Source organism: Gelidibacter algens (assembly GCF_001678675.1).
Classification (GTDB): domain Bacteria; phylum Bacteroidota; class Bacteroidia; order Flavobacteriales; family Flavobacteriaceae; genus Gelidibacter; species Gelidibacter algens.
Genome location: NZ_LZRN01000076.1, coordinates 1 through 8,876, shown reverse-complemented (window position 1 = coordinate 8,876; position 8,876 = coordinate 1). Strand labels below are relative to the sequence as shown.

Here is an 8,876-nt window from a genome sequence, read left to right as displayed (position 1 = left end):
AATAAAGTATTATACTGTATACTAATATTATTTAGTTGGACTACAAATCGAAGGTAACTTACCGTAGTTCGTTTTATTTGGAACTTAATTTTACCAATTATTCGATTGTTTTACTAAATTNTCCTGTTCTTATTTTAGCTCTCTTTAATTAAATCGTGAAGAACAAAATGATAATGGTCTTTATGTACCTTTTGTAGCAAACGAGTTAAATTTAGTAAACTGAATATCGTAAACCGTATTTAACAACTTGATTTAATTCTTTCTGCTTTGTTTTTAATATTTCAATATCTAAAGACATAGAACATAATTTAAACCACGACTGCCAAATGAATAACGTTTGCCAACACCGTATATAATTAATTGCTACTTGTTTTTACTTTGTGAAAAGACTCTCTCAGCACAAAGCTAGTTGTACTTTTTCTATCTATGTGCTTGCATACGCAACTAATCATATACAATCACGTTGGCAAACATTAAAAACTCACTCAAAAGTTTACAGTTAACGAAACTTTATTTATATTTGTATCAAATTTGATTTTATAACAAAAATGATAAGACGATTTGAAACGAAATTACTTGAGGAAGCTTTTGAATTTATAGAAAAGCAAAACCTAAAAGCAAGGAAAAAGATATTTCAAAATATAAGAAGAGCCGAACAACAATCTGACCCAAAATTCTTCAAAAAACTGACTGATGATATTTGGGAATTCAGAACTTTATATTCCGGAATTCAATATCGCCTTTTAGCATTTTGGGACAAGGATGATAAGACCGAGACGTTTGTTTTTGCAACTCACGGAATTATTAAAAAAACAAGCAAAGTGGATAAGAAAGAAATCGACAAAGCGGACAAAATAAGAAACATATATTTTAAAAATAGAAAGAAATGAAAAGTTACACTTTAGACCAAGCAGAAGACCTTTTAATTGGAAAAAAGGGAACTGAAGAACGAGATGAATATGAATTTGAGTTGAAACTTGAATTGATTGGCGATATGATAAAGACCGCGCGAAAAAAACGAAAACTGACTCAAGGGCAATTAGGAGAATTAGTTGGAGTAAAAAAAGCACAAATATCGAGACTTGAAAACAGCACTGGAAATGTGACTTTTGAAACCGTAATGCGGATTTTCAATGCTTTGGGAGCAAAATTGAATTTAAGTCTTCAAATGTAAAATAACGATTTGCCAACACCGTGTATAAGCCATTGCTGGGTCTGTGCCTATCTGGAAAATTCTTGGGAATTTTCCAGCGGAGTTTTGTACTTTTAATGGTTCGTGTGTGAGACACGCAACGGCTCATACACATCAACGTTGCCCACAATATGAAAAAAACTCTGTCAATATTAATTATACTTCTGATTTGCTCTTGTGCGAAACGGAGTTATAAAATAATTGATTACGGTCAATTTAAAATAACTGTTCCTGAAAAATGGAATAAATATGAAAGGAAAGGAATTGACAGTTATATTGGCGGAATTATAACAGACAAAAATGATACTCTAAAATTTGATTTAGGAAAATATTCAGCAGATGTAAGTACGGATTTACCGATGATTTACACAAAAGAAATGTTATCAGAATTAGCTAAAAAAGAACGAGAATTACTTCCAAAAACAAAACATTTGGTTGTAGAAGATTGGACTTATGAAGGCATCGATATAAAAGAATATTTGAAATATGATGTTGAATATTACACAATAGACTGTATTAATGCAAAAATAATTACGCCAAAAAATAAAGGATTTGGTTCGAGTGGAATTTACATTGACAGCCTATCTGGACTAAAACAGAATTACGATAAACTTAAATTTAATTTTTATGGACAGTATTTATCGGATAAAACTCAAGCCGAATTTATAAAAGCATTAAAAACATTACGCTTCGAAAAATACTGTGGGCAACACCGTATATAAGCTATGGCTTGGTTTGTGCTTACTTGGAAAATTTCTGGATTCCCCAAAGTTAGTTTATATTTGGAGAGGTTCGTGCTAAAACACGCCACAGCTCATATACATCAACGTTGTGCGTCATATAAGAAAAATCGTGCTGAAATTGAAAATCTAACGGACTGAAATGCCGAAAAGAAATTGAAATTGAATTCGAAATTGAAAATAAAAAACCATTACGCCGAAATTATCACTCGAACGGAATTATTAATGGAATTATCAATCCGAACGTCCTTAACCAAACTGGAAAAAACAGTACTTAACCAAAGTTTCTGCTGAAATATTACGCCGAAATTTATTCTGGCGGAAAAAACAGGTGAAACGGAATCGAATTTTTTTTGGTTTTTTAAGTGCAAATCCGAAACTTTGTGTTTCTCGACCAAATCAAATCTGACGGAAATAAATCACGCCGAAATTAAATGCGGAAAACCGTAAAGAATTTTAAGCGGAAATTATTAAATTGGACTTTTATAAAACAAAACGGGGGAATCAAATCTGACGTGATAAACAGAGCGTGGGAAAAGATAAATACGCCGCACAACACCGTGTATAAGCCATTGCTGGGTCTGTGCTAATCTGGAAAATTCTTGGGAATTTTCCAGCGGAGTTTTGTACTTTTAATGGTTCGTGTGTGGGACACGCAACGGCTCATACACATCAACGTTGTGCCACATTGAAAAAAAATTATGAGAATAACATTAATATTAGTGCTTTTAATCATTGTTGGTTGCGCAAGTAAAAGGAAAACTGAATGCAATTACATTACGGATTATTATCCAAATACAGCCAATGCAGAAGTAGAGTTTTATTTAGGTAATTACCAAAAAGCTTATAACTATTACCAAAAAGCGTTTGAAAACTGTGATGCAATTAAAATAGGATTTTTGCACGATACCGATAAATTTGCCAAGATTTGCGCTGAATTAGGTAAAGATGATTTAGCAATAGATTATATCAAGAAAACAATAGATAAAGGAGGAACATTAAATGAATTTCAAAACGATAAAGTCTTCAATGATATTTTCAAAACGGAACGAGGAAAAAAATTGATTGCCGATTACGATAAAATAAGAGAAAAATATATTAGTACTCTAAATATGAATTTAAGGGCTGAACTTCAAGCAATGATAGAAATTGACCAAAGATTAGTTGGACAGCAAGAAAAAAGAGATAGCGTATTTAAAGTTAACGATAAGCGACTTGTAGAAATATTTGATGAATTTGGTTATCCAAATGAGCAAGTAGTAGGGAATTATGGAATTGACTTTACTTCCGCAGACCCAACAATTTTACTATTACACACAGATGATAGTATTAGAATAAATTATTTCATCCCAAAAGTAAAAGAGTTTGTGAAAAATGGCAAATGTCCACCATATACTTTGGGTACTATGTATGACAATTTAGAGTTATTTAATAAACAACCACAAACTCACGGTACTTTCGAAAGCCAAAATGGAGGTTATGCAAATATGATTTCTGATTTATCAAAGGTAAATGCAAATCGAGCAGAAATAGGCTTGCCGAGTTTGAAAATGACTAAAAAAATCGATAGTTTAAGAAGTTTAAGACGACAATAATGCGCAGAACAACGTGGCACAACAACGTATATAAAACATAGCTATTACAGGCTTTCCGAGAGGTTTTTGCTTGTTTATTAAGTACGCCAACTGTATACTAATATTATTTTTATTTTTGTATATTTAGAAAGTTAAAGATAAATAGAAAAAATAAAAATTCGGCTCGTGCATAATCCGAAAAGTTAGCGTCTATTTACACGCTACGTTTCATATACAAGACCGTTAGTACACAGCTGAACGAAACTCTGAAAATTCCTCGATTTTTTTTTGGTTTTAAGAACAAAACAGAAGATTGAGTTTTCAAGAAAATCAGTGCAGAATTGATCACTTTTTTAATTGTTTTATCTCCTTGAATATCGGAAGTTAAGTCGCTTATCAGGAAAATTTGTGCTTAACCAAAGTTCCTTCAAAAAAGTAATTCCCAAGTCTGAAAAGACAAAACCTTACGCCGAAAATCACTCTGATGTAAAATCCTTGAAAGACCAAACCGGATTTTTTTTTGCTGTTTAAGTGCAAAACCAGAAGATTGTGTTTTTCGACCGAATCCGATCTGACAGAAAAACAACTTCAATAAAACTGAATACGAAAAACCATAACAGAAATTAGTCTGAATTTACTAAATTAGACTTTTAAACAACAAGACGTCAGAATTCAAACTCGGGCGGAAAAGTTAAAAGCCGTGTACTAACACCGTGTACAAGCCATTGCTGGGACTGTGACCGTTTGGAAAATCCTGCGGATTTCCCACAGTCACGTCTTATTAGGATTGGTTCGTTCCATCCGTCGCAACAGCTCGTACACATAAACGTTGTGCACAAGCTAACAAAAAAACGAAATGAGTTGGAAAATTACGATACAAATAAATTCTAAATTTACTCTCAATAACGGATTTGAAATAATCGAAACGCAGGAAAAAGGAATGTTTAAATCCTGCCGATTGAAATATGGAGAAATTTTAGAGTTGAATTATATTTATGAAAAAGGACCCATATCTGCTGATTTATTTTACGACCAAAAACGTTTTGACGTTATACATTTTGCGAATTACGAAAATAACGAACAGCCGAAATACCAATTCCCTGATTTTTATTGGAAAAACGGAACAGACTCTGACGATGAATATATAAAATATTTCGATTCTATATTGGAAAATGAATTTGACAATATTTTGGATTGTTTGTTTAAAATGGACGAAGCAAAATGGGTGGAATTTGAAAAATATTATCAATCTGAAAACTTGAGATTGACTGGATTATAAATAGAAAAGCCAGTGCACAACACCGTGTATAAGCCATTGCTGGGTCTGTGCTAATCTGGAAAATTCTTGGGAATTTTCCAGCGGAGTTTTGTACTTTTAATGGTTCGTGTGTGAGACACGCAACGGCTCATACACATCAACGTTAGCACACAGTTGTCTGCTCCAGAAAACACAGATAAACAACAAAATCTTCTGATTTTTAAGAGTAGAAACTGAAAAACCACACCGAAATTATAATAGATACTGAAAAACCAAAACGGCGGAATTATCACTCGTGTGAATAATTTTATTTTTTGGCCTTCCGATAATAAGTCGCATAGCTGGAAAACCTGTGCTTGACCAAAGTTTGGGCAAAATTTTATTTTAGATATACGCGGAAATCAAATCTAACGAAAAAAACTGCGAAAAGGAACCGAAAATTTTTTTGGTTTTTTTAGTTGCAAAACTGAAACTTTGCCCTTCCCTACAATCTGAAAAAAATATTTTAAAACTCATTGCGAAAAATGGCAGCGGAATTTAAAAGGAAATTTTTAACCTGGATTTCTAAACAAAATTATGTCGGACTTTACTCTGTAGTTAAAAAATAATAGCGAAGGAAAGAATAAACCGTGTGCTAACACCGTGTATAGACCATTGCTGGGTCTGTGCTTTTTTTGGATTATTATGGGAATGCCCAAAAGTTTGTTTATATTTGGATTGGTTCGTGTGTGAGACACGCAACGGTCCATACACATCAACGTTAGGCAACATATGAAAAAAATTCTGCTTCCATTATTAATCTTCTCAATCATTGTGAGTTGTGCCAATCCCAAAATAGATAAAGCGGAATTTAAAAACGACCTACAAATTCGTGGTTTAAAAGGAAAAATAAAGTCAATACGAGAAGAAATCTTTGAGTACAAAAAAAACGCAGATAGTTTTGAAGTTGGCGAAAAGATTAATTCATATTCTGCTACCGACAGAGACGAATTACTGGAATTTAATGACATCGGAAACTTAATCAAAAGAACCGAATTCTATACCAACGGGGAAATTTCAAACCAAACCGAATATTATTACAATTCAAAAAATCAAACTTTAAAAATTATTGAGACAGATAATTATGGAAAAGGTTCACAAAGTATTCAAGAAAACGTTTATGATAAAAATGATAGCATAAAGAAATTTATTTATTCTTCAGGCGATTTCAAAAGAATATCAATAGTTGAAAGAGATGGAAATAATCGACTTTCTACAAGACGAGATATGGTCAAAGATACTGTTCAAATGACCTTCAACTATAAATATGATAGCGCGGGAAATTTAATTGTGGAAAATGCTTTTATAAAAGATAGTATTCCATCCAAATTAATCAGTAGAATTTACGAAAATAGACTGTTGACAACAGAACTAACCGAAACCTACGGACGCTGGGACACATTGCAAGAAAAATCAATTTATGAATATGACGACAAAAGTAGAATTAAGCTCAATAAAAGAAAATTATGTGAACGACAATAATTTTATTCTAATTGAGAATTTCTATGATGAAAATGATAATTTAATTAAGTATAAAATTGAGCCAATTGGTGCAGAGCGTTATTCAATATTAATTCAAAAATGGGATGAATTCGGAAACCAAATTGAATATTCGAGAACCGATGGGCAAACTGGAAATAAAGAAATTTGGATTTCAAAATATGAGTTTGACAAATACGATAATTGGATTTTAAAAACTCATTTTAAAAACGGAAAACCTTTGTATATTGTAAAGCGGAAAATAAATTACACGGAGTAATACGTTGCCTAACAATGTATAAACGCAATAGCGGAGTTAGTGCTTAACCAAAAATATATTATAAATCAAGGGTCAGTTATAAACTGAAAGGTTCGTGCGAAAATCCCGCTACTGCGCTTATACTTGAACGTTACCCACCATATGAAAAAAATCGTACTTAAAATATTAGTTCTTGCATTTATTGCAGTCGGTTGCCAACAAAAAAAGCAAACCGAAATAAATGTTGCGGAAAATAACGAACAAATGAAATCCAATTTTGACTTGAAATCTGATTATCAAGATTTCAAAACAAAAATGACTGAATTGGATACTTTAAAAGTTTGGATTGACCATTCTGTTTGCACATATCAAGGAGAGGAACGCTTACTGATTACCAAAAAATCTGATTCAATAAAAATTCTATCGGAATTTAAAGATTATGATGAACAAAATCCTGAATGGCAAAAATATTTGAGAAAAGTATTACGGAAAATGACACAACTTGGGATTTTGGCAATTTTATGGAGAGAAATAAAAGCCGAATAAACTCTGATGATAATGAATACGTAAAAATTGAAATTAAAAATGGCGAACAGAAAATGAAATTTGTCACGAAAGGATTAGTAGATTTAAATACCTTTATGGCAGAATATGGAACAATGATGAGAAAATTGTACGAACCCAAAAAAAGGCAAATTTATGGAGTTCCATTAATAACCGAAACGGAGTTGATTAACGAGGAATAAAAACGGTGGGTAACACCGTGTAAAAATAATTGCTTGGTTCTCGCTTACTTGGAAATTCCTGCGGAATTTCCAAAGGCTTGGTCAATTTTAGTATTTTAGGTGTTTATCTCACGCAACTATTCTTACACATAAACGTTGTAAAACATTTGACCAAACCAACCTGAATTCAAAAATTAAAAAGTCCTTAATAATAACGAATTGAAAGCTCAAAAACTGAAATCTGAAAAATCTATAACTGAAAAAATTTTTGCAGGAATAGGAATTTTGTTAAATGGATTTTTCTACTTTTTTTGGAATTTCTGAATTCTATATTGTTGGAATAAAAAAAGATACGGAACTTTATCCTTTTGGCGGAGAAGGACCTGTTCCTTATTATTATGAAACGGCTGAACTTTATGCGACAGTTAGTCTAATTTACGGATTAGCGTTCGGAATTTTACTCGGAATTGGAATTTGGAATTGGAAAAAAAATAAAATCAACGAATTACTAATATTCGGAATAACTTGTTTATTCATTTTTATTCAAATTTATCACGGTTGGGTTGAATAATTAAAATAGAAAAGTAAATGAACTATCGAAATAAAAACGTTTTACAACAACGTGTATAAGCCATCGCTGGGTCTGTGCCAATCTGGAAAATTCTTGGGAATTTTCCAGCGGAGTTTTGTACTTTTAATGGTTCGTTCGTGAGACACGCAACGGCTCATACACAAAACGTTGCCATTAATACAAAAAAATCCGTCTGCAAAATAAAAAATAGAATTTAATTTGGAGAATGTTGCCTTTATAGGTAACTTCGCTTTATAATTAAAAATGAGCATCATTGGACAAATTTGAAAGAGAAATAATCCCGTTTGAAAACCATTTTTGGGATTTTTACAACAAACTTGACCAGAAAGTTCAGGACAAGTTCGACTGGACAATTTCACTTATTGAAAGGACAAACATAGTCCCGAAACAGTACTTTGACCATATGACTGGAACGGACGGACTTTGGGAAATACGTGTCAAAACAGGGAGCAATATCTTTAGGGTTTTCTGTTTCTTCGACAAAGGAAACCTAATCTTATTATTGAATGGATTTCAGAAAAAAACTCAAAAAACACCCAAAAACGAAATCAAAAAAGCGCAAGCGTTAAAAAAGAAATATTATGAAAACAAATGAAAATCCTAAAAGTTGGAAAGAGCATATTAACAACAAATATGGCAAGGAAGGAACAGAAAGCCGAGAAAAATTCGAAGAAGAATTTGAAACTTTCAGAATTGGTGCTTTAATTCAAGAGGCAAGAAAAAAACAGCATTTAACGCAACAACAACTTGCTGAAAAAGTTGGAACAACTAAAAACTATATTTCACGAATTGAGAATAATGCAAGTGATATCCGACTTTCGACCTTGATGAGAATAATCAGAGAAGGATTGGGCGGAAGTTTGAAATTATCGCTTGACCTTTAAGAATGAAAGGAAAAGTACTAATGGCAACACCGTGTATAAGCCATTGCTGGGTCTGTGCCTATCTGGAAAATTCTTGGGAATTTTCCAGCGGAGTTTTGTACTTTTAATAGCTCGTGTGTGGGACACGCAACGGC

12 protein-coding genes are annotated in these 8,876 nt (G+C 32.5%); all 12 read left to right on the top strand.

The features are described from left to right. The first annotated feature begins 548 nt into the window (after nt 1-548). Nucleotides 549-890: a type II toxin-antitoxin system RelE/ParE family toxin gene (locus tag A9996_RS18555; protein ID WP_066438856.1), complete on the top strand. Its 342-nt coding sequence runs from the start codon at nt 549-551 to the stop codon at nt 888-890. Continuing rightward, on the top strand, nt 887-1,174 hold the full coding sequence (locus tag A9996_RS18550) for a helix-turn-helix domain-containing protein (protein ID WP_066438855.1): 288 nt from the start codon (nt 887-889) through the stop codon (nt 1,172-1,174). Before A9996_RS18555 ends, A9996_RS18550 begins: the two co-directional genes overlap by 4 nt. Before the next feature lie 149 nt (nt 1,175-1,323). Continuing rightward, nucleotides 1,324-1,914, top strand: coding sequence for a hypothetical protein (locus A9996_RS18545; protein WP_066438853.1), 591 nt, complete (start codon nt 1,324-1,326; stop codon nt 1,912-1,914). 719 nt (nt 1,915-2,633) lie between these two features. Continuing rightward, entirely contained in the window at nt 2,634-3,527 is an 894-nt protein-coding gene (locus A9996_RS18540; RefSeq protein ID WP_066438852.1) for a tetratricopeptide repeat protein, read from the top strand. An 835-nt stretch (nt 3,528-4,362) separates the two neighbouring features. Then, complete coding sequence (locus A9996_RS18535) at nt 4,363-4,785, top strand: hypothetical protein (RefSeq protein WP_066438849.1); 423 nt, start codon at nt 4,363-4,365, stop codon at nt 4,783-4,785. Between the two features lie 750 nt (nt 4,786-5,535). Next, entirely contained in the window at nt 5,536-6,285 is a 750-nt protein-coding gene (locus tag A9996_RS18530; protein ID WP_066438841.1) for a hypothetical protein, read from the top strand. Further along, nucleotides 6,272-6,562 carry a hypothetical protein gene (locus A9996_RS18525; protein ID WP_169817272.1) on the top strand — a complete coding sequence of 97 codons (291 nt, stop codon included), beginning with the start codon at nt 6,272-6,274 and terminating at the stop codon, nt 6,560-6,562. The genes A9996_RS18530 and A9996_RS18525 overlap by 14 nt, the downstream gene beginning before the upstream one ends. 141 nt (nt 6,563-6,703) lie before the next feature. After that, nucleotides 6,704-7,087: a hypothetical protein gene (locus A9996_RS18520; protein WP_066438833.1), complete on the top strand. Its 384-nt coding sequence runs from the start codon at nt 6,704-6,706 to the stop codon at nt 7,085-7,087. Further along, complete coding sequence (locus A9996_RS18515; RefSeq protein WP_146608991.1) at nt 7,000-7,287, top strand: hypothetical protein; 288 nt, start codon at nt 7,000-7,002, stop codon at nt 7,285-7,287. The genes A9996_RS18520 and A9996_RS18515 overlap by 88 nt, the downstream gene beginning before the upstream one ends. Before the next feature lie 271 nt (nt 7,288-7,558). Then, the gene (locus tag A9996_RS18510) at nt 7,559-7,837 is read left to right on the top strand and encodes a hypothetical protein (protein WP_066438827.1); all 279 of its coding nucleotides are present in this window, start codon (nt 7,559-7,561) and stop codon (nt 7,835-7,837) included. Between the two features lie 274 nt (nt 7,838-8,111). Continuing rightward, nucleotides 8,112-8,453, top strand: coding sequence for a type II toxin-antitoxin system RelE/ParE family toxin (locus A9996_RS18500; protein ID WP_066438822.1), 342 nt, complete (start codon nt 8,112-8,114; stop codon nt 8,451-8,453). Beyond that, a complete protein-coding gene (locus A9996_RS18495; RefSeq protein ID WP_066438821.1) occupies nt 8,440-8,742 on the top strand; it encodes a helix-turn-helix domain-containing protein in 303 nt (100 codons plus the stop codon). The genes A9996_RS18500 and A9996_RS18495 overlap by 14 nt, the downstream gene beginning before the upstream one ends. Nucleotides 8,743-8,876 lie beyond the last annotated feature (134 nt).

Coding starts and splice junctions, on each gene's coding strand:
- A9996_RS18555 (WP_066438856.1), top strand. CDS start 549: ATGATAAGACGATTTGAAACGAAATTACTTGAGGAAGCTTTTGAATTT.
- A9996_RS18550 (WP_066438855.1), top strand. CDS start 887: ATGAAAAGTTACACTTTAGACCAAGCAGAAGACCTTTTAATTGGAAAA.
- A9996_RS18545 (WP_066438853.1), top strand. CDS start 1,324: ATGAAAAAAACTCTGTCAATATTAATTATACTTCTGATTTGCTCTTGT.
- A9996_RS18540 (WP_066438852.1), top strand. CDS start 2,634: ATGAGAATAACATTAATATTAGTGCTTTTAATCATTGTTGGTTGCGCA.
- A9996_RS18535 (WP_066438849.1), top strand. CDS start 4,363: ATGAGTTGGAAAATTACGATACAAATAAATTCTAAATTTACTCTCAAT.
- A9996_RS18530 (WP_066438841.1), top strand. CDS start 5,536: ATGAAAAAAATTCTGCTTCCATTATTAATCTTCTCAATCATTGTGAGT.
- A9996_RS18520 (WP_066438833.1), top strand. CDS start 6,704: ATGAAAAAAATCGTACTTAAAATATTAGTTCTTGCATTTATTGCAGTC.
- A9996_RS18515 (WP_146608991.1), top strand. CDS start 7,000: ATGGCAAAAATATTTGAGAAAAGTATTACGGAAAATGACACAACTTGG.
- A9996_RS18510 (WP_066438827.1), top strand. CDS start 7,559: ATGGATTTTTCTACTTTTTTTGGAATTTCTGAATTCTATATTGTTGGA.
- A9996_RS18495 (WP_066438821.1), top strand. CDS start 8,440: ATGAAAACAAATGAAAATCCTAAAAGTTGGAAAGAGCATATTAACAAC.